23 protein-coding genes and 1 other annotated feature are annotated in these 26,007 nt (G+C 30.4%); of the genes, 14 read left to right on the top strand and 9 right to left on the bottom strand.

All coding sequences use genetic code 11. The annotated features are described in order from the left end of the window. Nucleotides 1-79: 79 nt before the first annotated feature. The gene (locus tag ACREV6_RS00125) at nucleotides 80-1,291 is read right to left on the bottom strand and encodes an Nramp family divalent metal transporter (protein WP_431576039.1); all 1,212 of its coding nucleotides are present in this window, start codon (nucleotides 1,289-1,291) and stop codon (nucleotides 80-82) included. Nucleotides 1,292-1,813: 522 nt separating this feature from the next. Between ACREV6_RS00125 and ACREV6_RS00130 the strand changes: the two genes are divergently transcribed. The 4 genes from ACREV6_RS00130 (at nucleotide 1,814) to ACREV6_RS00145 (ending at nucleotide 6,548) form a co-directional block, all read left to right on the top strand. Then, nucleotides 1,814-2,395 (top strand): TerD family protein, encoded by a 582-nt coding sequence (locus tag ACREV6_RS00130; RefSeq protein ID WP_431576018.1) that lies wholly within the window; start codon nucleotides 1,814-1,816, stop codon nucleotides 2,393-2,395. A 41-nt stretch (nucleotides 2,396-2,436) separates the two neighbouring features. After that, complete coding sequence (locus tag ACREV6_RS00135; RefSeq protein WP_431576019.1) at nucleotides 2,437-3,015, top strand: TerD family protein; 579 nt, start codon at nucleotides 2,437-2,439, stop codon at nucleotides 3,013-3,015. A gap of 65 nt (nucleotides 3,016-3,080) precedes the next feature. Further along, complete coding sequence (locus ACREV6_RS00140) at nucleotides 3,081-3,686, top strand: TerD family protein (protein WP_431576020.1); 606 nt, start codon at nucleotides 3,081-3,083, stop codon at nucleotides 3,684-3,686. An 84-nt stretch (nucleotides 3,687-3,770) separates the two neighbouring features. Next, a complete protein-coding gene (locus ACREV6_RS00145) occupies nucleotides 3,771-6,548 on the top strand; it encodes a calcium-translocating P-type ATPase, PMCA-type (protein WP_431576021.1) in 2,778 nt (925 codons plus the stop codon). Nucleotides 6,549-6,638: 90 nt separating this feature from the next. Here ACREV6_RS00145 and ACREV6_RS00150 read toward each other — a convergent pair whose 3' ends face one another. Genes ACREV6_RS00150 through ACREV6_RS00165 form a run of 4 tightly spaced genes read right to left on the bottom strand, consistent with a single transcriptional unit; the run spans nucleotide 6,639 to nucleotide 11,130 of the window. Further along, entirely contained in the window at nucleotides 6,639-7,508 is an 870-nt protein-coding gene (locus ACREV6_RS00150; RefSeq protein ID WP_431576022.1) for an HAD hydrolase family protein, read from the bottom strand. A 24-nt stretch (nucleotides 7,509-7,532) separates the two neighbouring features. Next, on the bottom strand, nucleotides 7,533-8,672 hold the full coding sequence (locus ACREV6_RS00155; protein WP_431576023.1) for a cysteine protease StiP family protein: 1,140 nt from the start codon (nucleotides 8,670-8,672) through the stop codon (nucleotides 7,533-7,535). A gap of 45 nt (nucleotides 8,673-8,717) precedes the next feature. After that, entirely contained in the window at nucleotides 8,718-10,094 is a 1,377-nt protein-coding gene (locus tag ACREV6_RS00160; protein ID WP_431576024.1) for a phosphoribosyltransferase family protein, read from the bottom strand. Further along, complete coding sequence (locus ACREV6_RS00165; protein WP_431576025.1) at nucleotides 10,039-11,130, bottom strand: HpcH/HpaI aldolase/citrate lyase family protein; 1,092 nt, start codon at nucleotides 11,128-11,130, stop codon at nucleotides 10,039-10,041. Before ACREV6_RS00165 ends, ACREV6_RS00160 begins: the two co-directional genes overlap by 56 nt. Nucleotides 11,131-11,506: 376 nt before the next feature. Between ACREV6_RS00165 and ACREV6_RS00170 the strand changes: the two genes are divergently transcribed. The 3 genes from ACREV6_RS00170 to fliB are packed head-to-tail and all read left to right on the top strand — an operon-like array spanning nucleotide 11,507 to nucleotide 14,264. Next, on the top strand, nucleotides 11,507-12,166 hold the full coding sequence (locus tag ACREV6_RS00170) for an AIM24 family protein (RefSeq protein ID WP_431576026.1): 660 nt from the start codon (nucleotides 11,507-11,509) through the stop codon (nucleotides 12,164-12,166). 15 nt (nucleotides 12,167-12,181) lie between these two features. Further along, on the top strand, nucleotides 12,182-13,012 hold the full coding sequence (locus ACREV6_RS00175; protein WP_431576027.1) for a TerD family protein: 831 nt from the start codon (nucleotides 12,182-12,184) through the stop codon (nucleotides 13,010-13,012). A gap of 22 nt (nucleotides 13,013-13,034) precedes the next feature. Then, nucleotides 13,035-14,264: a flagellin lysine-N-methylase gene (gene fliB / locus ACREV6_RS00180; protein ID WP_431576028.1), complete on the top strand. Its 1,230-nt coding sequence runs from the start codon at nucleotides 13,035-13,037 to the stop codon at nucleotides 14,262-14,264. Between the two features lie 151 nt (nucleotides 14,265-14,415). Here fliB and ACREV6_RS00185 read toward each other — a convergent pair whose 3' ends face one another. Next, nucleotides 14,416-16,944: a YceG family protein gene (locus ACREV6_RS00185; protein ID WP_431576029.1), complete on the bottom strand. Its 2,529-nt coding sequence runs from the start codon at nucleotides 16,942-16,944 to the stop codon at nucleotides 14,416-14,418. A gap of 135 nt (nucleotides 16,945-17,079) precedes the next feature. Continuing rightward, entirely contained in the window at nucleotides 17,080-17,319 is a 240-nt protein-coding gene (locus ACREV6_RS00190) for a hypothetical protein (RefSeq protein ID WP_431576040.1), read from the bottom strand. Nucleotides 17,320-17,576: 257 nt separating this feature from the next. Between ACREV6_RS00190 and ACREV6_RS00195 the strand changes: the two genes are divergently transcribed. Together ACREV6_RS00195 and ACREV6_RS00200 are read left to right on the top strand one after the other, a co-directional pair. After that, nucleotides 17,577-17,888: a hypothetical protein gene (locus ACREV6_RS00195; RefSeq protein ID WP_431576030.1), complete on the top strand. Its 312-nt coding sequence runs from the start codon at nucleotides 17,577-17,579 to the stop codon at nucleotides 17,886-17,888. A 154-nt stretch (nucleotides 17,889-18,042) separates the two neighbouring features. After that, on the top strand, nucleotides 18,043-18,747 hold the full coding sequence (locus ACREV6_RS00200; RefSeq protein ID WP_431576031.1) for a glutaminyl-peptide cyclotransferase: 705 nt from the start codon (nucleotides 18,043-18,045) through the stop codon (nucleotides 18,745-18,747). Nucleotides 18,748-18,904: 157 nt separating this feature from the next. Here the strand turns inward: ACREV6_RS00200 and asnA are convergent, their stop codons facing one another. Next, nucleotides 18,905-19,927, bottom strand: coding sequence for an aspartate--ammonia ligase (gene asnA / locus ACREV6_RS00205; protein WP_431576032.1), 1,023 nt, complete (start codon nucleotides 19,925-19,927; stop codon nucleotides 18,905-18,907). 103 nt (nucleotides 19,928-20,030) lie between these two features. Next, nucleotides 20,031-20,281: a binding site (T-box leader), on the bottom strand. Between the two features lie 227 nt (nucleotides 20,282-20,508). Here asnA and ACREV6_RS00210 point away from each other — a divergent pair. From ACREV6_RS00210 to ACREV6_RS00225, 4 genes are all read left to right on the top strand, one after another. Next, on the top strand, nucleotides 20,509-20,979 hold the full coding sequence (locus ACREV6_RS00210; protein WP_431576033.1) for a VanZ family protein: 471 nt from the start codon (nucleotides 20,509-20,511) through the stop codon (nucleotides 20,977-20,979). A 137-nt stretch (nucleotides 20,980-21,116) separates the two neighbouring features. Continuing rightward, nucleotides 21,117-21,311: a transcription initiation factor TFIIIB gene (locus ACREV6_RS00215; protein WP_431576034.1), complete on the top strand. Its 195-nt coding sequence runs from the start codon at nucleotides 21,117-21,119 to the stop codon at nucleotides 21,309-21,311. A 102-nt stretch (nucleotides 21,312-21,413) separates the two neighbouring features. Next, nucleotides 21,414-21,758: a hypothetical protein gene (locus ACREV6_RS00220; RefSeq protein WP_431576035.1), complete on the top strand. Its 345-nt coding sequence runs from the start codon at nucleotides 21,414-21,416 to the stop codon at nucleotides 21,756-21,758. 95 nt (nucleotides 21,759-21,853) lie between these two features. Further along, a complete protein-coding gene (locus ACREV6_RS00225) occupies nucleotides 21,854-22,969 on the top strand; it encodes an NAD(P)-binding protein (protein WP_431576036.1) in 1,116 nt (371 codons plus the stop codon). A 211-nt stretch (nucleotides 22,970-23,180) separates the two neighbouring features. On the opposite strand, the gene ACREV6_RS00230 is transcribed toward ACREV6_RS00225, so the two are convergent. Further along, nucleotides 23,181-23,933, bottom strand: coding sequence for a hypothetical protein (locus ACREV6_RS00230; protein WP_431576037.1), 753 nt, complete (start codon nucleotides 23,931-23,933; stop codon nucleotides 23,181-23,183). Between the two features lie 284 nt (nucleotides 23,934-24,217). Here ACREV6_RS00230 and ACREV6_RS00235 point away from each other — a divergent pair, with 284 nt between their 5' ends. After that, nucleotides 24,218-25,351: a pyridoxal-phosphate-dependent aminotransferase family protein gene (locus ACREV6_RS00235; protein ID WP_431576038.1), complete on the top strand. Its 1,134-nt coding sequence runs from the start codon at nucleotides 24,218-24,220 to the stop codon at nucleotides 25,349-25,351. The last annotated feature ends 656 nt before the right edge of the window (nucleotides 25,352-26,007 follow it).

The following is a 26,007-nucleotide window of genomic DNA, read 5'->3' on the forward strand; positions in this document are numbered from 1 at the left end:
TTTAAAAAAAATACATCTATAATCAAAAAGGAATTGGGCAACATATTGCGCCCAATTCCTTTGTTTATATTATGCAAATTTATAATATATAGCTTAATAATAGCATTATGTTGAGTGCAGTTACTATAAGTCCAATAATCCAAAGAGTTACTTTATCGAATCTGGTATTTACATACTTGCCCATAACTTTTTTAGAGGAAGTTAAATATATCTGGAGGAATATAGTTATAGGAAGTTGTATACTTAAGAGCATCTGTGAATAGATAAGGCCTTTAAATGGTTCCGATATAAAAAATATAACTACTGCAGCGAAAGCTAAAGTAATTGCTACTCCTATTTTAGTATGAATATCATGAATATCATAAGGGTCTCCAAATATCCCTGCAAAAATACTACCACCAGCCATGCCTGCAGTAACTGAGGAGGAAATGCCGGCAAAGAGTAGAGCTAGTGCAAACACCACGGATGCTATACTTCCCAGCATTGGCGTCAGCATTTGCTGAGCTTGACTAAGTTCTGTAACGTGAATATTTTGTGTAAAGAAAGTAGCGGCTGCAATAAGTATCATAGCACTATTTATAGCCCAACCTACTATCATTGAGAAAAAAGTGTCCATAAATTCATATTTCAATTGTTTTTTTATTACAGTTTCATCTTTTAAGTTCCACTGGCGACTTTGAATTATTTCTGAATGCAGAAATAAATTATGAGGCATTACAACTGCACCTAGCACGCTCATTATTATTGGAATAGATCCCTTAGGAAAAGAGGGTTTGACCCAGCTTATCATTGCTTTTCCCCATTCAATGTGCACAAGGCTAAGTTCAAATATAAAAGATATTCCTATAATAGAAACAAAGCCAATAATCCATTTTTCTAGCTTCTTGTAGGAATTTGTAAATAGCATCCATAAAATCAATGCTAAAACTAATACTGTTCCTAGTTTTATAGGGATACCAAATAACATGTTTAAAGCAATAGCACCACCAAGAAGTTCCGCAAGGGCAGTAGATACTGCAGCCACGACTGCAGAGCCAAGAACTACTTGGTTTAGTTTTGGTTTTAATGTAGCAGTAGATGCTTCTGCTATACAATTACCTGTAACAATTCCAAGATGGGCCGCATTATGCTGAAGAACAATCAACATAATGGTTGAAAGAGTTACCATCCAGAGTAGAGTATACCCGTAACTGGCGCCTGCAGAAACATTTGCTGCCCAGTTACCAGGATCTATAAATCCTACAGTTACAAGGAGTCCAGGTCCGATATATTTTATAAAATCTAATGCCATAAATTTAGGTTTATGATCATCTTTTAAAAGGTTTTTTTTAATATTTGAAAATTTCACGCTAACACTTCCGTCCTATATTATTGTTGTACCGTATAATATATATTATATAGTAATTATTGTTTAAATCAATGCTAAAAATATACTATAGTAAAGATGTTGTTTGCAAATAGATTGTATATTTACGGTTTAGTATTCTTTTTTTTGTAGAATTAATAAGTGAAAATTATAATTGTTAACTAAAAATATACAAAAAAGTAAAGGATATTTAGCTATATAATCTAGTGTTTAGTGTGGAATGGTGCTATAATGATAGTAATGAGTGTTGCTTTATTGGAGTTAAATTATATTATGTAATTTAGACTAAAATAAGGCTTTTTTGATAAATGCTCAAAAAAATGATTAATGTCTGAATTTTTGGAAATAATTTAGAAAAAGATTCTATTTTCATGGAATAAAATCAATTATTTAAGTACTATATAATATATTATAGCCACTTTAGTGGCGTGCGAGGAGGAATTTATTATGGCAATTAGTTTGAAAAAAGGTCAAAAAGTTGATTTAACTAAAACCAATCCAGGTCTTGTTAGTGTTATGGTTGGACTCGGATGGGATACTAATAAATATGATGGAGGAGCTGCTTTTGATTTAGATGCAGCGGCATTCTTAGTTGGAGCAAGTGGAAAAGTATCATCTGATAATGATTTTATTTTTTATAATAACCCAAAGGACTCAGCAGAATCTGTAACACATATGGGAGATAACAAGACTGGTGAGGGTGAGGGCGATGATGAACAAATCAGAATAGAATTGGCTAAAGTACCAGCGTCTGTAGAAAAAATTAACTTTACAGTAACTATTCATGAGGCTGCTCAAAGAGCGCAAAATTTCGGACAAGTTTCTAATGCATTTATAAGAATTTGCGATGAAACTAGTAATGAAGAATTAATAAGATATGATTTGAGTGAAGATTATAGTGTTGAAACTGCAGTAGTAGTAGCAGAACTATACCGTAATAATGGAGAATGGAAGTTTAGTGCAGTAGGAAGTGGATTTGAGGGTGGATTATCTGCGCTTTGTGCTAACTTTGGAATTAGCGTAGACTAACACCACCGAAGGTGACGATTAATAAATAGGGGGGAATAATCATGACTATTAACCTAAGTAAAGGTCAAAAAATTGATTTAACCAAGACTAACCCAAGTTTAAAGAAAGCAATCATAGGACTAGGTTGGGATACAAATAAATATTCAGGTGGAGGCGATTTCGATTTAGATGCCTCAGCTTTTTTAGTAGGTGCAAATGGAAAAACTAATGATGACCTAGACTTTATATTTTATAATAATTTACAGCATGCGTCGGGAGCTGTTATACATACCGGGGATAATAGAACTGGAGAAGGAGAAGGAGACGATGAACAATTAATCGTGGAATTTTCTAAAATACCTAAGGATATTGAAAAAATTGCAATTACAGTAACTATACACGATGCAATAGCTCGTGCGCAAAATTTTGGTCAGATTTCAAATGCCTTTGTTAGAGTAGTGAATGAAGAAACTAATGAAGAGGTTTTAAGGTATGACTTATCAGAGGATTTTTCAGTAGAGACTGCATTGGTATTTTGTGAAATATACCGTAATAATGGAGAATGGAAATTTAGTGCAACAGGAAGTGGTTTTCAAGGCGGATTATCAGCCCTTTGTAAAAATTATGGTCTTGATGCGTAGAGGGATACAATATTTAAACTAATTAGTATAGGTAAGTATAATAGATATTAGAGGAGTTGGGCAAAATGGGTATAAATTTACAAAAAGGTCAAAGGATAAGTCTAACAAAAGATAATCCTGGTCTAAAAAAGACAATGGTGGGACTTGGATGGGATCCAGTAAAACAAAAATCTAAGGGATTGCTCGGAGGCTTATTCGGAGGTACTCAATCACAAGTAGATTGTGATGCTTCTGTGTTTATGTTAGATGAAAATGATAAGCTAAAATCAAAAGAAAACATAATTTATTTTGGAAATTTGAAAAGTAAGTGTGGTAGTGTTCAGCATATGGGAGATAATCTTACTGGAAGTGGTGATGGGGACGATGAGCAAGTTATGGTTGACCTATCAATGGTACCTCAAAATATTTCCAAGCTAGTTTTTGTTGTTAATATCTATGCTGCAACTCAGCGTAAACAACATTTTGGCATGATAGAAAATGCTTTTATACGTTTAGTAAATGTAACAGACAACAAAGAAATGCTTCGTTTTAACTTGACAGAAGAATATTCTGGTAAAACTGGTTTATATGTTGCTGAAATTTATCGTAACAACGGAGAATGGAAATTTATAGCCGTAGGTGAAGGCGATGCTTCTGCTGGCTTAAATGAAATGTCAAAAAAATACCAATAAATATATGTGTAGAAAATGACATGTCCATCATTTTCTACATTTTAATGTAAAAGAAAATATAAAAATTACTGAAAGGTGGATAATATGAAATATTTTAATAAGCAGAGCTCAGAAGTTTTAGATGAGCTTAAGGTTGATAGCAGTGTTGGATTGTCGAGTTCTGAGGTTAAAGAAAGACTAGAAAAATATGGTTCAAATGAATTTACGAAGCAAGAAAGAGGATCTATATGGGATAGTGTTAAGGAAGCAATAACTGAGCCTATGATGATAATACTTTTAGCCGCAGCCCTAATTAGTGCATTAGTAGGAGAATTTCAAGATGCTATTGGTATAGTATGTGCTGTAGCAATAGGAATTGGCATAGGGATTTTTACAGAAGGAAAATCACAAAAAGCTGCAGATGCACTTTCAAAAATGACAGAAAACATAGATGTAAAAGTATTACGTAATGAGAAAATTGTGCAAGTGAATAAAAATGATTTAGTACCTGGAGATATAGTTCTAATTGAGACCGGGGACATGGTACCAGCAGATGGAAGACTCGTTAGTAGTATAGATTTAATGGTTAGAGAGGATATGCTTACAGGAGAATCAGAAGACGTAAGCAAAGATGGCCAAGTTGTAATAGAGATGGAAAATATAAAATCTAAAGATAAAAATATTGTACAAGACCCTATTCCAGCAAAACAACTGAATATGGTTTTCGGTGGAACACTAGTAGCTTATGGTAGAGCTAGCTTTGTAGTTACTTCCACAGGAGATAGCTCTCAAATGGGTGAAATAGCTAAAAATCTTGAGGATAGTGACCTGCAAACACCGCTTCAAGCGAAACTTGGAGATTTAGGTGGTAAGATATCAAAAGTATCAAGTGCTATAGCTGCCATATTATTTATAGTTATGATTGTAAAAATGGTGGTAGCGAAGACTATATCACCAGACACTTCAGGAATATTTGCATTTTTACAATCTGTTGAACCTATAAAAACTGCTTTTGTTGTATGTGTTGCCTTAATTGTTGCAGCAGTTCCAGAAGGACTTCCAACAATGATAAATATGACACTTGCAATTACTATGCAGAAAATGGCTAAGATAAATGCACTTGTTACTAAAAAAGAAGCCTGTGAAACAATAGGATCTGTAAGTGTAATATGCTCAGATAAAACAGGCACACTTACTCAAAACAGAATGACTGTAGAAAAAGTTTATTTAAATGGTAAATACAGAGAAAGAGGTGAGCTCACCGAAAGCAATAACTACTTTATAGATAACTGTCTTGTAAATTCAACAGCAGATATTGAAAAGGATGATTCAGAGGTTAAATATTTAGGTAGTGCAACAGAATGTGCTCTTCTTTTATACAATGATGCTTGTGATTATGTACAAGAAAGACAAAATGCAAACATAGCTCATCAAATTCCATTTAGTTCAAAAAATAAGAGGATGAGTACAGTTATAGAAGAGGAGGAAGGTTCCACAGTATTAACAAAGGGAGCCCCAGAAATAATTCTAGAGTTATGCAAATATGAACATATTAATTGCGTTGAAAAAGAGTTGGATGCTTCTAGAAGAAAAGAAATATTAGATGAAATTGAAATTCTTCAGAGGAAATCTATGCGTGTACTTGGTTTTGCATATGGAAATATAAGTGGAGAAGTAGCTATGGCATCCGAGCAAGGTACTTTAGAAGATGATTTAGTGTTTACAGGATTCGTTGGAATAAGAGATCCTCTAAGACTTGATGTTAAAGAAGCCATTGAAACTGCTAGAAAAGCAGGGGTTGCTACAAAAATGCTTACAGGAGATAATATTAATACCGCTATTGCTATAGGTGAAGAATTAGGATTACTTGAGGGTAATAATAGGGCTGTGGAGGCTACTTATATAGATACATTATCTGATGATGAACTTAGAAAAGAAATAACTACTATTTCAATAGTAGCACGTTCAAAACCTGATACAAAAATGAGAATAGTTATAGCACTTCAAAGTAATGGAGAAGTAGTTGCTGTAACAGGAGATGGAATAAATGATGCTCCAGCCCTTACAAAAGCAGATGTAGGTATAGCTATGGGTATAGCTGGAACGGAAGTAAGTAAAAATGCAGCAGATATAATCTTAACAGATGATAGTTTTGGAACTATTGTAAAAGGAATTAAATGGGGAAGAGGTATTTATGAAAACTTCCAAAGATTTATACAATTCCAGATAACTGTAAATATTATTGCGTTTTTAACAGCAATTTTATCCGTAATATTTGACTTTCAAATGCCCTTCACTACAATACAACTCTTGTGGGTAAATATTATAATGGATGGACCACCAGCACTGTCACTTGGACTAGAACCAGTAAGAGATGCTGTTTTAAACAGAAAGCCTACAAATAGAAAGGCTAGTATTATAACTAAGCAAATGTTAAAGAGTATGATTTCAAATGCTATTTATATAACTATTGTTATCATGATTCAAATGAGATTTGACATATTAGGTGCTGGATTCCCAAAAGAAGGGGTTACAGGACCAAACGAAATGCAGACAGTATTATTTGCATTATTTGCTTTTAGTGCATTATTTAATGCATTTAACTGTAGAGAATTTGGAACAGATAGCATATTTCCCAACATTACAAAAAACACTATTTTCTTAAAGATAATTTCAGCTACAGCAGTAGTACAAATATTTGTAACTGAAGTGTTTTCAAAATTCTTTAATGCAGTATCTTTAAGTGCTACTATGTGGCTAAAGATAATTATTTTATCTTCACTTATAATAGTAATTAATGAAATTGTAAAATTGATTATGAAGCCTTTTTCAAAAAAAGAACAACAAATGGAAGCAGAATCAGAGGAAAAGATAGCAGCGTAGGCATATAAACAATAATCATAAAAATCCACATTATTGAGTGAAATCAATAATGTGGATTTTTATTTTCATATTAAATAATATGTAGTAACATTAACCGGTATAAGAAGTGACTTTATCTTGTGAAATATTTTTATTTTCATGAAGTTTTTCATGTACTATATCTAAAATTTCTTCACCAGCAAAGATACCAGATGTCTTTGAAATAAATACAGTATCTTCAAGTTTTTTCACAGGAAGAGCATTTAGTAATTCGCCATGTAAGGGAATTATTCCATAATTTGAACTTTTAATCATGGGGTAGTCTAGGAGAGAATCACCAGCAGCTATAAATGTATTTATGTTTTCTAGCTGCATTATATATTTTATAGGATCATATTTATTTATACAATTAGGTACTATATAAACCTTTTTTCCTTGTTTTGATAGGCTATAGTTATGTTTTGAGCAAAAGCGCCTTAATACTTCGAAATAGTCTATTGCTATTTCTCCCTTTAAAAAGGTATTAGCTAACTTTTCTTCATCCATAATGGAGTATATAAAAAGATCTTCACAAGTTTTATATGATTTTACAAAGTCGCTTTCTAAAAAGAAACTGCATAATTTTATCATAGTCGAAATAGATGTAGCGACCTTGATTTTAGCAGAACTTATTTCAGACCAAGACTTAAGCTCCTTGCCGTTCTTAAGTATTATACCCCCATTAGCTACCACTGCATATTTAGGCCTTATTACATCATAAAAGTATTTCATTCGCGTGTATTGCTCTGTGGAGCGTGTGGTGACAGGTATAAAAAGCATACTTTCATTTAAATGCTCTAGTTTATCCTGCATGGATTTAGTAATGAAACTACTGTTGCAATTATTATAAAAATCTACAGGAACAAGTTTTTCTTCGTTAATTAGGGTGCAGTGCCTTGAAGAATATATAAGAGTGCTATCAAGGTCCGAGGCAAATATCATATAGTCACATCCTTTGATTACTTTTTATACATCTTCTTTTTCTTTAGCTTTAATAATACCACAAGAGGAGTAGCACATATCACTATATATTTCTACCGGGATATGCTTTTCCTCTGCTAACTTAAATATATGTAATAAATTAGGGTTATCAAATGAGTCCACTAGGATTTTCCAAGGTATTCTCCTTAAAAGTACTCTTGTGGTTTCTCCGATTCCTGGTTTTATAAGATTAATATTATCAATCTTAAACTTATTTTTAATACTTTCAATATCGCGAAGTCCTTTGCAGTTTAAAAAATTACCATCAAACTCAATATCTGCAGCAACTTCGGTAGTAATTGGTGACTCTAAAAGCTCAGATATATAATTTTTATCTATGTCATTAAAACAGTTACATATTTCATCAATATAAAAATTAGAAACATCCGAGGACTTTAATTCACTATAAAACTTTGTGCCGTGGAAATCATCACTGGAAATATAATTATCATTAAGTACAGTTCTACTTACAAGCCCTGAAACTGTAGAATTAAGACAAGCACTTGGAATTAAAAAATCCTCCCGTGTACCGTAAATAAGGGTGCAGTGAGCAGGATCAGATAATACTGCTAGGTTTGAATTAAGGCTTATATTAAACTCTTCATGAATTTCCTTGCAAGCCTTTGTTAAGGTATGTTGAATAACACCTTTACCTGTCCACCCATCAATGAATTGTATCTCTGCACAGGGGTGATTTTTTAATATATGGGCAAGTGCATTTTTATCTATGCCTTTATCACGTATTATGGAAATACTATAATGAGGGATAGTTATATCATATTTAAACTTAATATACCTTTTAATTAATATGCCAATAGGAGTACCAGCTCTAGCAAGGGAAACTAAAACAATATTTTTACCCCGTGCTTCTATAATTTTATCGCTTAATATAGAAACGAGAGAAGCTAGTTTGATTTTTGTTTCTTGTAGAGTGCTATAGAAAATATCCATGTATTCTTTTGAGGGAGTATATTCTATTGGTAACATCTCGGAATAATGAATTCCACTTTGTATAGCATTTTCTCTAAATTCATTATCTTGTTCTACTATAAGATGTGATATGTCTTTAAGAAGAAATACAACATCTTCTGCGGGGTAGCTTCCTGAAAAAATACATTGATTCATTTAAATACACCTCTTTTATATATTATTTGTGAAAAATAAAAGCTATTAGCCAATCCAACTTGCAAATATAATGGATTCTACATGAAAATGTGAAAAAAGTCTATTAAATTCTTCTTTTTTTTCTTTGGTTAAAGGCTTTTCAGAAAAGAAAAACACCTGATTATAAAAATTATCAGGAATATTATAAAGGTAGTTAGTTATATTGTCATCTTCTGGACTTTGAAAAGCAACCTTATTTTTATTGCCATAACAATCGATGTTTCTAGCATGAACGGGACTTCTTGTAGTAGACTGAAAGTATACATTATCTCCAAGTTTAGCGCTTATACTACAAGGTAAATATATAAATTCTCCAGTACCTATGCAAAGACAGTTACCCTTAGTTCTTTCTTTTTTTAGTACTTCAGATATTGATTTAATTTCTTCAAATACTTTACAATTATCTTGTGAACTAAGTCCAAATCTACCCGTAGATTTGTTGTAGCCCTCAATGCTATCAGACATTTCAAAAATATGCTCTTTATATGGGATTAACTTAGTGGAGCTAGGAGGTGCGGTTATAGCATCACTAATAATATCTTTTGATTTACTGCACTTAATATCTCCCTTTAATAAGGAACATAATCTAACATCTATACCTTTTTCATCATGGAACATTTTATAGCTGATAGCATCTCTCCAGTCTAGTATGGATAATATTCCAAAAGATTTCCCGGGAAGACATTTTATTAAATTTAATGCAGATTTACCTGTAGTAAGTTCATCGTCTATTAAAACTATATCTTCAAAATCATTAAAAAAGTCATTTTCATAAGGGAAAAGTGAATGTTCTACTGCGTGAGAATGTTCTTCATTAAAAAATAGTGCAGGCTTTATAGAAGTTATTTTTTCACGTGTGGTATGTATATAAGCAGCATTTGAAAAGTTTTGGAATACTGCTTGAGCAAGACCTGTAGCAGTCTCCGCAAAACCTATAAAAAGAGTTTTGTTTGCAAGTTTGATAGGAGTGTCTAAAATAGTATGTGTGTTTTCCATATTAACTGGAAAACTATGAATTTTAACTATTTCTTGTCCGTTTTTTAAATCCAAATCCATTATGTTAGGGGATACATCTAAAGATATAAGGGTATTAACTAATTCAGTAGTAGGATAATCATGCGAGTCCTCTCTTTCATTAATCCAAAGGCGTGCCAAGATTCCTCCAATAATTTTCAGAGTATCTGGAATCATTGGCATATGCTTTCCTATAACCTTACTTACAAATAAGAAATCTCTTTTTTTATTTTCACGAGCGGACATAGTAAAAAGATTGGATACTGGAATTTTACATAGGTTTTCTTTTATATTAAGTGATATGTCTAGTCTATTATCTATGTTGTAATGAATTGATTCGTTGCAACAATTCTCTGTGACATTTTCCATCTTCAAATACCCCCATTATTTTAGCTTTTAACAATATTTCTTTAGCCCATTTTTCATGGGGTTTTATTTCATTCATTTTATTTGAGTAATTGCTCTTTATTACACCGTCAAGGGATGAATTAATGATGTTACTTGCATCTATAAAATCTTCCTTAGAAACTACCATAAGAGAATTTACTACATTTACTTGGGTAGGATGTATAACGGTTTTACCAATTAATCCATTAGTTCTATCTAAAAGGGTTTCTTTAATAAGAACATTATTTTCAAAATCTAAAACTTTGCTATAATATTCATAAACTACACCAGAGATAACATAATCATCTCTTTTAAAAACATTTATTATATCACTAATACAATCTTTGACTACAGATAAGTCGTATACGGTAAAATCTTTACTCCTCCTAAGACTATATAAGCCTGAAAAATCTGTTCCGCCAATTCGAATGTTTAGAACATATTGTTTATAGTAATCGATTATTTGTTTTGCGTTAGTAAGTTCGTTTACTCTCGTTTCCTTATGAATTATGCTGGGTGTTTCAAGGATGGGCATTCCGTACAGAGTTCTTTTATTTGACCTATTATATTCTTTTAGGACGGAAAAGTATTTTTCTCCAACTTCAGCATCAAATTTTGGAAAAATAAAACCGCAAAGCCCTATTAAGGAAGATTCATTAAGTAACCTTTGAAGTTGACAAACATTTCTAACCCTAATAAAAATGAGAGGTAGACTATCAATAAAAGAAGAATCTTCTTTTAAACGAAGGTCTATCCTCATAAAAAGGTCAATAATGTTATTTTCAGCTTGTACAACTTCATTGGATGATACTGAATCTTCAATACAAAGAGTAATGGTGTGAGCTCCCATACTTTTACTAAAAACTATGTCCACAAATAAATTTTCCCTTGTTCCTGGCATATATAAACATGCACCTAGTGCATAAGACAATTCTTCTCTTGAGGAAAATAAATCGTAAGATGAAGGTGTTTTAAAAAAAATGTCTTGTGAATTATTAATATCATTAAAATATCTCATAATTTTTCTCCATTTATCATAATAAATTAATCAGTAAGTCCCAAAGGCCATAAATTACTGATTGTAATACATTATTATAACATAGTTCGTTGCATAATTACATAATACACACAGGAATTACAAGAATTACTGGATGTTAAGTAAAATTAATGATTATAAATGATTTTTTTTTGGAGTTAAGATTTGTATGCTAAATATTTTTTCAATATTAGCTTTAGGCCAGTTTTTATATAAAAACAAATTATTTAAATAAGGCTAGTAGTATACAGTATGATATAATATACAGATAGAATTCAAAAAATAAAGTTTACACAAAAATACAATTTTTACAATGAGAAATTCAATTATATTGCAAAAGAGAAAGGAGTTAATACGCATGTTTAATTTTAAAAATCATCAAGAACTTACTTGTATTGCAGAAGGAGAGGGACACTTTTTCGCCAAATTAGGTGCTATGGTAGCTTACAAGGGTACTTTTACTTCTGAAAAGGTATTATTAGATACAAATAGTAATCAAAGCATATTCAAATCTGTTATGAACCTAGCAGCTAGAAAGCTTACTGGAGAAAATATTCATATTATGAAAGTAAATGGGCATGGTAGTTATTATATGGCAAATAGAGCACAACACATTACTATAATTACGCTAGAGCCAGGTCAGAGCGTAGGAGTTGAAGGAGAAAATTTACTCGCTTTTACTGAAGGGTGCAAATATGGAGTTAGGTTTATGGGATCCGGGGTAATATCTCAAAAGGGTATGTTCACATCAAATTTAACCGCAATTGGCAGCAATCCTCAGGTAGTTATAACTACCAATGGAAATCCAATTATTTTAGAGTCGCCTTGCGTAGTAGATCCTGATGCAGTAGTATGTTGGACAGGTCCTGATCCTCATTTTAAGACCGATGTAAATTGGAAAACTTTCCTTGGACAAACCTCTGGAGAATCCTATATGTTAGAATTTAATTCTCAGGGAGAAACAGTAATTATCCAGCCTTATGAAAGAGTCTCAGGATTAAATGTTGCAATAGATTAAGGGAGGGATGTTTTTGTGGCTATAATTATTGATAATACTAATAAAAAAATAGTAACGTCTCAAAAGAAACAATATGGGAAATTAATTATTGAAACCAGCATCAGACCAGAAAATAATTCTAATCTAGTAATGGGTGCAAAGCAGCACACAGAACAAAACAAAGTTCAAAGCACAAATAATGTACAACCTAACATCACGGTAGGACCTAAAGGGAGTGCCACCATAAAGCCAAATAATAATATGGAAAAAAGAAAAATTGTGGATGTTACAAAAAGCATTAAATTAGGAAAAGGGCAAAAATTAAGTCTAAATCAGAATGCTAAGAATCTTTCAAAATTAATAGTAACATTAGATTATAATTCAATCTCAAAGGGACCTAATGAGTTTGAGTTAGATGTATCGGTATTTATGGTGGATACAAATGACAAAACAATAGAAAAAGATTTTATTTTTTATGAAAATACCAAGAGTACTTGTGGAGGAATAGTTATTAAAGCAGATCACGATACTTGTCTTAAAGATGCTTATAATGAGTGCATTCAGTTAGATTTAAATCTAATACCAGCCAACATTCAAAAATTGGCATTTACTGTAACTATTTATGAAGCAGATGAAAGGATCCAAAATTTTGGACAGTTATCAGATGGATATTTTAGAATTATAGCTGGCGACAGTAAACAAGAAATTTTAAACTATAAATTCAATGAAAATTTATCGATAGAAACAGCTATGGTAGTAGCGGAGATATACAGATATAAAAGTGAGTGGAAGATTAATTGTATAGGTAGCGGATTTAGAGGGGGCCTTCAAGCACTGTGCGATAATTATGGAATAGAGACGGTCTAGTAACATGGAAAGGAAGTATACAATGGGAAAAAATATTGAAAAAAGATATCCTAGATATCTTAAAGAATTTAAGTGTATAGGTGGAAAGTGTGAAGATAGTTGTTGTGTTGGATGGGATATAGATATTGATAAGATCACCTTCAGACAGTATTATAAAGTTCAAGACAAAGAAATGAAGAGAATGTTTCAAAAAAATGTTCATAATAATGATAATTATCTAGATAGTAATGTAGATTATGGAAAAGTAAAATTAACAAGTGGGAAAAGGTGTCCTTTTTTAGATGAAGAAAATTATTGTATTATTTATTCTAAGCTTGGAGAGGAATATCTTTCAAATGTTTGCACATCTTTCCCTAGAATAATTAATAAAGTAGATGGATATTATGAAATGTCCCTTGATGTAGCTTGCCCAGAAGCTGCAAGAATTATTTTACTAAAAGAACAAGGAATTGAATTTGAAGAAGGCGCGGAAAATTTAGAAAAACACATAGTATCAAGTGATATTGATACTAAATCTAAAAAATTCAATAATTCACCTGTAAAATATTTTAAAGAAATTAGAGATTTGAGTATTAAAATAATAAAAAATAGAAAATTTGTTTTAAGTCAAAGGTTATATATACTAGGTGTATTTATAAATGCATTAGAAAAAGAATTTAAACATAATTATAATAATGTACCTAAATTTATTAAAGAATATGATATAAATTCAGTTAGCGATTCTTATGGAAAAAATCAATTAAGTTATAGTGATGAGATGGTTTTTTTCAAAAAGATGGTGGGCTTTCTAAATGTATCTAAAGAAGTGGACAGTCTTTCTTTTAAGGAATACACTAAGCAAATTATAGTTGAATTCAAATTTGAGGAAGAAGAGGACATAAGTAAATATTCAGAGTTTTACATAAAAGCATTTGAAGATTATACTGAGAAATTTATAAATAATAATAGCTATATTTTTGAAAATTATTTGGTTAATTTTATATATAACAACATGTTTCCATTTTCTGAAACAGAATCAATGTTTGATGGGTATATTATGCTTTTGATAAGATATTCATTTATTAGATTTTATTTGGTTGGAAAATATCTATATAATAAACAAGATTCTAAAGAAAATATAGTTGAATTCATCCAAGTCTTCTCAAAGATCATAGGACATCACAAAACTTATACAATTGATGTATTAAATTATATAAAAGAAAATAAATTTGATAATATAGAATTTGCTAAAATGCTTTTAAATATTTATTAGAAGCATAGAGTAGTAAAGTATCTTATTTATAATTAATTAAAGTAAAAAAAATAGGTAGAATATACATAGAATACTATGTTGTCTACCTATTATTTTAGTTGAAGTATAGGATATAAGGTTCTTATTTCAGTTTTGGAGATAATAGATATAATTATTTAAAGTTAAAAATATTAGAGAAGAAGCTTTTACCTTTTTCTTTGGTATATTTTTTCTCGTCATTAAAATCAGGTAAGGGTAAACTAAAATTCACCTCTTCTAATCTATGAGTATCATAGAACTTTTCCTGGATTTTACCTTCTATATTATTATAGCCAGTAGGGGTTAATATACTAATGTCAAATCCAAATAGGTTTAAGAAACATAGCATAATGCAATCTTCATCACTAAAAATACTTTCATTATTATCATAAATAAGAAGCTTAGGTATTTTTGAAGGATAATCATACTGTTGTATTAGTTGTAGTATGTTTTTATCAGCATTTAAAATAGTCATTAAAATCTTTAATTTGAAATCCTTATCTATAGCTTTTTTTAGCATATCTGTTTTTAGAAAATAATTTATTTTTTCTAAGATAATATGTTGCAGAGAAGTTTTTAAATAAGAAAATTTATAACAACTATGGGTTAGTAGTTTTTTTTCATCAACAAATCCATTATTATCAAGTACAAAGGCTAAGGAGTATAAATCAGTTTTAGAGTAAGTTATATTAGTAAAAGGAATCCCTGGTATAAACAATGTATTGTCTGCGGATTTTAAATGAAAAAAATCCTTCCAATATAAAGTTAAATCACTGGGAACGCCACTTATTTTTGCGAATAAGTTTGGAATGTATACGGTGTTATTCTCTACTCTAAATCCTGTGCGAAGACTAGATGGCTCATTCCATAAAAGTTTAAACTCATGAAAGGTAGTATTAAGTGTAGCAGGCTGAGTTTTATACTCCTCAAATTGCCAAGGTCTATAAAAACCATCTCCATCAGCATACAGTGAATTCGATAATTCTCTAGATGCCGAGGCAGCAATAGTTTCTTGACGTATAAGCTTCTCTTCTTTGGGGAATTCCTTTAAATCAGCCTTATATGGGAGTTCAAAGCACTTTGAAAAAATTTCGCTATATTCTGTAAGGTCTAAAATACTATCACTTAAAGAATTTATATATAGCACATCACAACCTAATTTAGATAAAAAAATTAAGAATAAAAGCTCATGCTTTTTAATTTCACCATAATATATAATTTTAGGGTTTGAAATTTCATCAGAGGAAGTATCTTGAAAGTGAAAATTCTTAACAAGTGTTGGAACAAAATCATGAACCCAAGAAAGTAATTTAAGTGAAAAATTTTTAACTTTAGATAAGTTTAAATTCTTTTCTTCCTTGCAGTATAAATCTAATATATAGCTAAAACTATTTGCCATAGAACAATTTAAAGTACTGTTATTAGTTGGAAAAACTTTATGTTCCATAAGTAGTGCAGCAATCTTAGCAGTTAGTGAAGCATCAAAAGGATCTACATGCTGCCATATATTTAGAGTGCTAGTGATTAATTTAGGAACGGTGCGTATAGGTATAGAGTCTGTAAATTTTAAATATAATCCATCGAACATACTTAAATTTTTATCTAATCTAAATAAGTCGTTATAATAATCATCTTCATTTTCCTTTATTCCTATATATCTATAAAAGTATACAGGGACAAAAGGTACGGTGCCTCCTATAAACCCAATCCTTTTATTTACAGGCAATATTAAATCATTAAATATACTCATGCTGCTTTTAAGTAAAGTGTTAATGGAACCCTTAAAGCTTATATCTGTAGGTAGCTTTTTATTTTCTATAATAGGTTGCTTGTGCTCAATAATAGTTTCTTTAAATTTACTAGTGTCATCAACAATAGTTTTCTTAAAGTCGTGGTTTACTTTTAAATCCAAATCTATTAATGGCTGAGTTTTAGGTAGCTTTATAAATTTTGAATGAATATTTAGTTTATCTATTTTTGAAAAATCCATATCTGATAGGGTATTAATATATATGACATCACAACTTAGTTTAGACAAGAGTATCAAAAAATAAATTTCATGCTTTTTGATCTCACCATAAAAAAGCACCTTAGGATTTATAATATCGGAATCTTGTCTAGAATTATAATTAGAGCTATGAAATAGTTTTGGAGCGAAGTCCAAAGTCCACCCCAGCAATTTAACAGCAAAATTCTTAATTACAGTTTCTGTAGTATTAGGTTCATTTGCTAAATAGAGAGCCAGGGTTTCATCAAAGCTATTTTGGATATAATCATTGAAAAAGTTGTTATTAAACTCAGGAAATAGGGCTTTAGTTTTAAGAATACTCATTAGTGTATTTCTTTCAGTTGAGTTAGAACTTAGAAGTCCATTCCAGGGTATCTCAGATATAGATGTAGATAATATTTTCACTGGTATTCCAGAGGTAAAATTTATATATAAGCTTTCAAGTGAAGTAAGTTTATGGTTTAGTTTATGTAAATTCTCATAATAGAGTTCACTATTTTCACTAATACCAATATATCTATAAAAATAAATAGGTATATTAGGGGATTTTGATTTAATAAATCCCTGCCTCTTATTAACAGGAACAAATATATCTTGAAATAAATTTTGTGATTCTAATATAGATGTACTTATTTGTTTTCTAGTATTAATCAAAGCGTAAACCTCCAATCTTATTTTTACACCTATGATACACGATGAGCATAGATGTAAAAAATCAATAATAAAAACAATTTTATTTACTACTAGTTTACCATTAATATTACTATTAGGTAATAGAATAATTGAGTACTACTTTTCTTTTCTCTTTCTGCGACGTAAAGAAAGACCACCAAAACCACTAATGATAGCTACATAGAATCCAAAATCATACCACCAACCAGAATTTACAATCTCATAAACACGGTGGCTCCTATTAAATATACCTAAAATTAGAGATATAGGTGCAATCCATCCATGCCAAATTCCGGATAAGAAATTTGCAGGTTTAGCTGCAGAGTAACTGCCATCACCAGGCATACATGCAACCATAAATGTAGATAGGCTTAGAAGTCCTAAAAGTAGTATTGTTTTTTTAGTTTTAATTTTCATTTATAAATCCCCCTTTTTATTATGTAAGATTATAATTTAGATTGAAATTAATACTATTAGACTTTTATATTACTTATAATACATATTTTATCATTTAATGTATAAAAATACTATAAAACTCTAAGTATAATAAGACGAATAGGAAATAAAAATAAACATAGACTATAAATATAATAAGCTAGAAAGGAAGTAATTAGTTGAAAATAAATGAATCACTTAATTGTCCAAAATGTAATAGCAAAAACTTCGAAATAAAGCATGAAGCCACTTTCCTCTATACATATAAAATAGACACAGTTAACCAAAATATAGAGGAGGAAGGACCTGAAAATCTTCCATTTTTATTTGATAATAGAGAACAAACTTGCTTCAAGGAATATATAGAATGTAGTACCTGCGGCACAAAATATCCCTGCTCCATTGATAAAGATAGTCAAACTATTGGTCTTACCATAATGAAAAAGGCGATAAGAGCAGATAATATTAAAACGCCAGAATTTTTTGGGTAAAAATTTAGTGTGAGATTGTATAATTTATATAGTTATGCATATGTTATGCACAGATAAAGTAATAATATATTATTTGTTTTACATTAATATTAACATAAGTGTTGAAATGTACATATAATATGGTAAACATAAATTAAGTAGGGATGTGAGGGTTATGGTGTATTTTAAAAATATTCCAATATATTCTTACGACATTATAAACACTTATCCACATGATGCTAGTGCTTTTACTGAAGGGTTAGTATATGAATCTGGGTGTATTTATGAAAGCACGGGTAAATATAATGAGTCCACATTGCGTAAAGTACAATTACAAACAGGTGAGATTTTAAAACTACACAAATTAGATGAAGATTATTTTGGTGAGGGCATTACACTTTACCATGATAAAATTTTTCAGTTAACATGGAAATCTAAGGTGGGATTTATTTACGATAAAGATAACTTTAATCTAATTGACAAATTTTACTATAATACAGAAGGCTGGGGAATTACTCATAATGATGAGCATTTAATTATGAGTGATGGTACAGATGAAATATTTTTTTTAAATCCCAAAAACTTTAAAAAGGTATATAGTATTAAAGTTCATGATGAATTTAAGCCTATTACAAGACTAAATGAACTGGAATTCACTAAAGGTGAAATTTATGCTAATATATGGAGAAGTGATAAAATTGCTAGAATTTGTCCTTATAGTGGAAAAGTAACTGGGTGGATAGACCTTAAAGGGTTGTTAAGTCCTAAGGAATATAAAAATGCAGGTACACTTAATGGAATAACCTTTGATAGTGAAAATAATAGATTTTTTGTAACTGGAAAGATGTGGCCTAAAGTATTTGAAATAAAGTTAATTTAGATGTATGTTTATAGCACTTAAATAAGGTTAAATCATCTTCTGCGAAGCTGCAATATTATAGACTTCAGAAGGAAATTTAAACTCCCTCAGAATTTTTCTGTTTGTTATTTTAAAAAACACTGAAAATAATTAATTATTTTCAGTGTTTTTAATATCATTAAAGTAAAACTATATTTGCTTCCAAACAATCATTTATCATTTCATCTGTCCATATTGAAGATTGAACCTCACCAATATGAGCTTTATTTAGAAAATACATACATATTCTAGATTGACCTATACCACCGCCTACAGTGTATGGGAGTTTACCTTCCAATAGTAGCTTATGGAATTCAAAGGAACTTCGCTCCTCGCAACCTGCCACTTTAAGTTGCTTTCTTAGTGCTATTTCATCAACCCTTATTCCCATAGAGGAAAGCTCAAAGGCCTTTTCAAGTATTGGATTCCAGAATACTATATCTCCATTAAGTGACCAATCATCATAGTCAGGAGCTCTACCATCATGCTTTTCACCGGATTTAAGTATACCACCAATTTGCATTATAAATACTGCAATCTTTTCTTTACATATAGCATCTTCTCTTTCTTTTGAAGTAAAAGAAGGGTACAAATCCTCAAGTTCTTGCGTAGTTATAAAGAAAATTTCCTCGGGTAAAAACTTTTCTATTTTAGGATGTAATTTGTGGATATGATCTTCAGTATCTTTAAAAACTTTATAAAGATTAGTTACAATTTCTTTTAATTTATCTAAAGTTCTTTCTTTTTTTAAAATAACCTTTTCCCAATCCCATTGGTCTACATATATAGAGTGAAGGTTATCTAAATCTTCATCACGTCTTATAGCATTCATATCAGTGTATAGCCCTTCGCCTACTTCAAAGTCATATCTATATAAAGCCATACGTTTCCACTTAGCTAGTGAATTAACAATTTCAATATTTGTACCAGCTAAAGCTTTCATATCAAAGGAAACAACTCGTTCAGTACCGTTTAGGTTATCATTTATTCCAGTATCAGATTTTACGAAAAGAGGAGCTGAGACTCTTGTAAGAGTTAACTCTTTTGCTATTCTATTTTCAAAATAATCCTTTACTTGTTTAATAGCAATTTCCGTATCTTTTAATCCGAGAAGTGGTTTGTAGCCAACTGGAATTGCAAGTTCTTTTTTGTAAGTAATCATAAATAAAACCTCCTAGTAGTTTTGTAATTTTTTCTAATGATTAGCATGGCCATGCTATATGTTCTAATATTGTTACAAAAAACAAAAAACCTTTCATCCTTATTTCTAGGACGAAAGGTTAAACTTCCGTGGTACCACCTAAATTAGCTTTAAAAGCTCACTCGTAATCAGTACGGAAAAAATATTCGATACTGCCCTATATATAACGGTTAGGCTCCGTCCACACCTAATTTCACAAGGATTTCAGCTGGAAACTCAGAGATGTTCTTCAACATAGGCGTCATATGGAACTCTCACTATAATCCACTCGCTTTAACTACTTCCTATATATACTCTTCTCATCACAGTTTTTAGAAAAATAACTTACATTTATTCTAACTTGCAAGTTGAGATTTGTCAACCTGCAAAACAAATATTTTTATGGGAATTTATAGAAATATAAAATCTGACTTTATAGGATTACTACATATAGTTATTACAATCTGATTTTTAAGGGCAGTTTACAAAGGAATATTGACAAGCATATTTACATAAATCATAATAAAAGTATTAATAAAGAAAAATAATTGAGGGGCGCATATATGAAGAAAAAACATATGAATTGGATTTTGGTTATAGGGTGGATGATATTAATATTTATGTTTTCCAGTCAACCTGGGGAGGTATCAAGTGAAAATAATAAATTTGTTATATACATATTCAAATTTATTGGGCTAGATTTAAATAGTATACTTGGGACGCTCAGTGATTTTATAGTTAGAAAAGCAGCACATTTTACTGAATATTTTATTTTATATATTCTGTTATATAGGGCTATAAATACAAAGAAAAATTGGGGCTTTAAAGTTTTTATATGGATACTACTAATGGTGTTTTTATATGCATGCTCGGATGAGTTCCATCAGGCTTTTGTTCCGGGAAGGGGACCGGCTTTTAGAGATGTGATGGTAGATACAGGTGGAGGGCTTACAGCATTTCTGGTTATGTATATTTGTGTCACATTAAAAAAGAAACCTGCTCTTTCGAAAAAAGACCTGACTAAATTAAAATAAAGTTTTGCTAAAAAAGCTAATCGGCAGTTTCAAAACTTATAATATAACAGTCGTAATTTATTCCGGCTTTGTTATAATAATTAGTTTCTCTGAATAATATATTATGTAAATAAATATGCAGAATGGAGGATAATTTAATGGAAGTAGAAAAGAAATGCCCAGAATGTGGCTGTAAAAAAATTGCACAGGCTAAGCTTGATATTAATGCAAAATTGTATCCTATTGACGCATTATTAAAAATCATGAATGGGTCACAAGTCAGTGCGGAGGTATGTACAAAATGTGGTTATATTTTAAATATGAGAGCATTAGCACCAGAGAAACTTAAGTGATAATTTACATTTTTAAAAATTGTTCACCAATTGTAAAATCTATGATACTTAAACATTTGTAATTTATGGAATATTAAATCATAAATTAATAGGGGGTTGAGTATGTTAATATGTCCAAAATGTAAAAGTGAATATCAAGAGGGGTATACAATTTGTAGTGATTGTGAGTGTGCGTTAATTGAAAAAACCGAAGTTGATAAAGAAGCTATTTTTGTTAAAAAAGGTTCAAAGATAAGTCAATTTATTATGGGGATTTTAATGATCATTTGCTCTCCGATGCTTTCTTATAAATTCACTTCAATGTATTTTGTGCCAAATGAGATTGGTCAATATAATAATGAACAGTTTATGTGGATGTTAAAGGCTTACCAGTATTCTTTGTTATTAATCGCAGGTATTATCTGCTTACCTTGTATTCTATATTGGTATAAAAATTATGAAAAATAATTAGATATATTAAGTAACCTATAAATAATTATTTCAATTTCAAATAATGTATAGAAATTTTATTTAGATAAACACTATACAAGGAGGTGTTTATAATGGAAGTTGCTATAATGGGTGGTGGAATGTCTGGACTTTGTTGTGCAATAACACTGGAGAGGCATGGAATCACACCAATCATTTTTGAGAAAAGAAACAGTGTGGGAGATAGATTTGTTAATGCGGAAGCAATGTTTAGTATACTTAATAGACCGTGTAAAGACTGGGTACCTTACATAGCAGAGAAACACCATATAAATTTAACACCTATAGATGAAGTTGATAAACTATTTATACATTCTAAAAATGCCATTGGCACTATCAATGGAAAAATTGGATATACAAATGTACGCGGTAGAAACGAGAATTCATATGAATGTCAATTAGAGAAACAAGTTAAATCTAAGATTACATTTAATTCAACCTACGAATATGAAGAGTTGTGCAAAAATTTCAAGCATGTAGTATTAGCGACTGGAGATGGAGAATATGCTTCTCATTTAGGTAATTATAGATGTGATCTTACATGCACTATAAAAGGAGCAACAGTTCAAGGTGAGTTTACACGGAGCAATTCTCATGTATGGTTTAATTATGAGATATTGCCTAAAGGATATGCTTGGCTTATACCTTTTTCTGAAAGTGAAGCAAATTTAGTTATTGCATATCCTGATTATCCTGACAATATAAAATTAGATATAAATGATATGTGGGAAAAATTCTATAATTTAGCATGTGTGGACTTGGACCAAAACCTTAGGATAACTGATAACTTTGAAATTACAAGATATATGATGGGAATATGTGATAAAGCTATTATTGATAATACGTATTTTGTTGGGAATTGTTTTGGTACTGTTTCGCCAGGTCTCGGCTTTGGACAATATACATCAATTTTAACAGGAATATATGCTGCATATGATATTTGTGCATTAGGAGATTATGAGAAACTTGCTAAACCACTATTTGAGAATTATAATCATTCTCTTGTTTTTAGAAGATTTTTAGAGAGTTTAACGGATGATCAAATAGATTTTGAAGTTAGGAATTTAGATAACAAAATTATAGATAAAGTAGTGGATAGTGTATGTAGTAGTGATAGTAGTATTGATTTACTTAAACTATCAACCCCTATTATGAGACTATGGAATAATTACAAAGATTTTAAAAATTGAGGTATTAAGATGAGTAGCCGGAGATGGATTTTTAGTGAATTTAAAATCAAATTCTAAGGTTTAATCGTGAAAGAAAGATTCTTAATGACCATTCTCTGTGGGTTAAACTAGTACAAAATGCTGATATTTTAAAACACCAAGGTACAATATAGATATGGCTGAAAATTCACATAAACTAACTTTCGAAATATATAATTATATCGGGGCTAACTTATTTCCAATAAGAAACATTATCTTCAAGTTTATTAAATATCGAGCGAACAGCTTTTGACCAATTTTTATCTTCAGAGTATTTTCTATTAACCCAAGTAAAGGCTTCAATATTATTAGGCTTGTTTTTACACAAATTTACTATGGTTCTTGCAGCAATGCTAGCAGCATCTTGGATATTAGTATTATATTTTTTCCAACTAATAAACACATTAAAGGGATTGTTAGCAATCTTATAGGCGTTTTTAGCGTCTTTTGGTACAAAGGATTGTTCTTGACCTGCAATAGCGAACAGTACAAGTGGATTTAGATTGAAATCTTTGCTTGCAGATAATATTGCTGAAAAATAAGGTTCTTGAACTAGAATAGAGTTTTTTGATTTTAGAAATTCCTTTAAATTTGTTATATTAACATTCTTGTACATTAAATAATCTGGGAGATGAGCATTAACAACTGGAGTTTTTTTATGGTCAATAATGTTTGAGTTAATGCTGGATTTTTTTGTATAATAGCTTTTAAGGGGAGCAGGTTCATTTAATGTATAGGGATCATCTACATAATTATTGGACGCTATTTTTTTTGAAAGTGTTGTTGTATATGCAGGGGAATCAACAATTTTTGGGAAATTTACTTTTTCAAAAATATTTAGGGCTATAGCGTTGAATGCAGTAAAATATTTAATCATTATTATGCAAACTGTAGCATAAATAATTGTTAGCAATATAAATTTACAATTAATAAGATTATTTTTCATACTTATAGTTTTACACCTACTTTTAAATTTGTGATATCTCCATGCAAAACATGAAAATACATAACTTGTTACAAATATCTCCAAAAAACTAAAAAATATACAATGAAAATAAAAAATCAAAAAATTATACATGTAAGTATGGAATTTATAGCATTGGTTAATTTATAATAGTGTCATGGATATAAATGTGAAACGACATTGTATGGATACATTTTTTAAAATCCATTAACAGTGATATAATTTTTAATATGACGTTGTAAACTACATTTTAAGGAGTGAAAATTATGAAAGTGTCTCAAATAATGACTCCAGGACCTACGGAGGTAAGAGAAAACGTAAGAATGGCAAGAGCTTTAGCCACAACTAATCCAGATTTAGATTTACAGTTTTATGAATTTTACAAGCAAACTTGTGATAAAATAGGCCGATTTTTAAACACTAATAACCAGGTTAGAATACTAAGTGGCGAGGGGATTTTAGGCCTTGAAGCAGCATGCGCGTCTCTAACTGAGACTCATGATAGGGTACTTGTAATTGAGAATGGAATATTTGGAGAAGGGTTTGCGGATTTTGTTAAGATGTACGGTGGAGAAGTAGTCTTTTTTAAAGGGGACAGAAAATGTAAGATAGATACAATAGAGCTAGAGAAATTTTTAGAGAAAGATCATGATTTTAAATATGCTACTGTAGTACATTGTGATACTCCTTCAGGAGTTTTGAATGAAATAGATAAAATATGTCCTATGCTAAAGAAAAATGGTATATTATCTGTAGTAGATAGTGTAGCTGCCATGGGTGGAGAAGATATAAGAGTAGATGAATGGGAAATAGATATTGCATTAGGCGCTTCCCAAAAATGTGTTTCGGCTCCAGCGGGTCTAACTTTTATAAGTATAAGTGAAGCTGCATTTAAATTAATGCAGCAGAGAAAAAAGCCTATAGCTTCTTACTATTGCAATTTACTTGTATGGAAGGATTATTACGAAAATAAATGGTTCCCATATACACCACCAATAAGCGATATTGTTGGACTAAGACAGGCTATTGATAATATATTGGAAGATAAAGAGGTAATTCAAAGACATAATTCTATTGGTAAAGCTACAAGAAAAGCTGTAATGGAAGGGGGGCTTACGTTATACATCGAAGAGGGATATTCTAATACTGTAACAGTTATAGAAATACCTAAGGGTATAGATGATAAAGAACTATTAAAACATATGCGTGAGGAATTTAATGTATTTATAGCTGGTTCATTTGGGTATCTACAAGGGAAAGTAATAAGAATAGGGCATATGGGTGAAAATGCTAAAAAGGATAAAATGGCATATACTCTATTAGCATTACAAAACTCATTAAAGGTGCTAGGATTTCAATGTAAAAAAGACATGGTTGAGGTTTTTTTAAATGAGATATAGTTTAATAGTTTGATTTTAAAGGAATATGAATGGTAAGTATATATGTAGGATAAAGGTTAAGTCGATGATAAATCATTGGCTTTTTTACGTTGCTTCATATATATAGATGAAATAATAATATGGAAAGCTAAGTGGATTGAGTTCATGCAATTACCCAAAAAATATATATACAAATTAATGAGGGATGAAAGATCAGCTTAAATACGACTAAGTAAATACGCATTATGAACTATAAAGCATTCAGAGTAAGGTGAATTTAGTGTTTTTTTTTGATTAAATAAAGTATACTAGCCCTAGTGTATCGGTGTCAAAGAAACTTCATAATTAGTAGTATTATAAAGAATGTTATATATAATTGTCGTATTTGGATAGTTAGTATAAATGTATTATGTGTGTACATGATAGAATATTCCTTGTCGTCACAAACAAGTGGCACTGTAAGCTAGATGTTGATTACTATTTAATATGTTTTCAGATGAAAATAAATTTTGAAAAGTTGTTGACAAAACAAGCAATACCTAGTAAAATAGTAGAAGTCGTCACATGATGACAAAGTAAGTTGGTCTTTGAAAATTAAACAGAGAAATAGGTAAAATAGCGAAATAACATTTCGCTTGACCAGTTAATTACTTTAGATAAAAAAGTAATTTTAGTCG

It is taken from the genome of Clostridium sp. (assembly GCF_050717515.1).
Classification (GTDB): domain Bacteria; phylum Bacillota; class Clostridia; order Clostridiales; family Clostridiaceae; genus Clostridium_AD.